Below are 1,251 nucleotides of genomic sequence, written 5' to 3'. Positions count from 1 at the left end.
CCCACATACATCAGCGGCACGACAACAAGCGTTACGATCGTCAACACCACACTCTGTGAAAGCATGACCACTATAGCGCCCATCAAAGTCAACGTGCTCGAGACGACCTGGACAACAGTACTGTTAAATGTCTGGCTCATATTGTCGATGTCGTTTGTAATCCGGCTCATCAGCTCCCCTTGCTGGCGGCGGTCAAAAAACGAAATCGGCAGCTCATGAAAATGGCGAAACAACCGCTCTCTGATCGCATGCACCGTCCGCTGGCCGACATCGATCATCCAATAGTTTTGCAAAAACGTCGCCGCGCCAAGGGCCATATAAATGGCAAGAAGCAAAACGAGCGTCGCTAAAAAACCGTCCGTCCTCCGCTCGACGATGTACACATCGACCGTCCAGCCGATGACGTACGGACCGGCGAGCGCCAGCGCTGAGCTGACGACAACCATGGCCATAGCCGCAAACAGCTTTCGCTTTTGCGGAGCGATAAATGCCCAGAGCCGCCGCAAGGTGCCGACGCTGTTTTTTGCCCGCTGCGGACTTGCGCCAACACGCGCTCCGTGCGGGCTATGCCGTAGTGACATCCACCGATCCCTTCTTTCCTTCCTGCGTGGCGACGATGCGTCGATACAGTTCGCTTGCTGCCAGCAGTTGTTCATGGCTTCCTTGCGCGATCAGGCGGCCGTCTTCCAAAAGCAAAATGGTATCCGCCGCCATCGCTGTGCTCACCTTTTGCGTCACCATCACCGTCGTGCACGCATACCGCCGCAACGCTGCGAGCAGCTTTGCTTCCGTCTCTGCATCGAGCGCGCTTGTGCTGTCATCCAAAAGCAAAATGCGCGGTTGCCCAACCAAGGCGCGGGCGATCGACAGCCGCTGCTTTTGCCCGCCTGATAAATTGACGCCCTTTTGACCGATCAGTGCGTCGTATCCATCCGGAAACCGAGTGATTGTTTCATGAATTTGCGCATCACGAGCCGCCTGCACAATCTCTTCCATCGTCGCTGTCATCTTGCCGAAGCGAAGGTTGTCGGCGACCGTTCCGGAAAATAGCAGCACTTCCTGCGGGACAAAGCGCACCGCCGTCCGCAGCTGTTCGGCGGAAAACTCGCGCACATCGACGCCATCAATCAACACGCGCCCGGCGCCTGGTTCATACAGCCGGGGGATGAGCTGAAGAAGCGTCGATTTGCCGGAACCAGTCGCCCCTAAAATAGCCGCCGTTTCTTGCGCGTGGATGACAAACGATACGTC

2 protein-coding genes are annotated in these 1,251 nt (G+C 56.8%); both read right to left on the bottom strand.

What is annotated here, in order from left to right; genetic code table 11:
• Positions 1-581 (bottom strand): ABC transporter transmembrane domain-containing protein (locus tag DI44_RS08485; RefSeq protein ID WP_033025335.1); only part of this gene is annotated, 581 nt, incomplete at its 3' end.
• Positions 565-1,251: ATP-binding cassette domain-containing protein (locus DI44_RS08490; protein ID WP_033025334.1), on the bottom strand; the 687-nt coding region annotated here is incomplete at its 5' end. The genes DI44_RS08485 and DI44_RS08490, both read right to left, overlap by 17 nt.

Source organism: Geobacillus sp. CAMR5420 (assembly GCF_000691465.1).
Taxonomy (GTDB): domain Bacteria; phylum Bacillota; class Bacilli; order Bacillales; family Anoxybacillaceae; genus Geobacillus; species Geobacillus thermoleovorans.
This window is presented reverse-complemented; position numbering and strand designations above follow the sequence as displayed.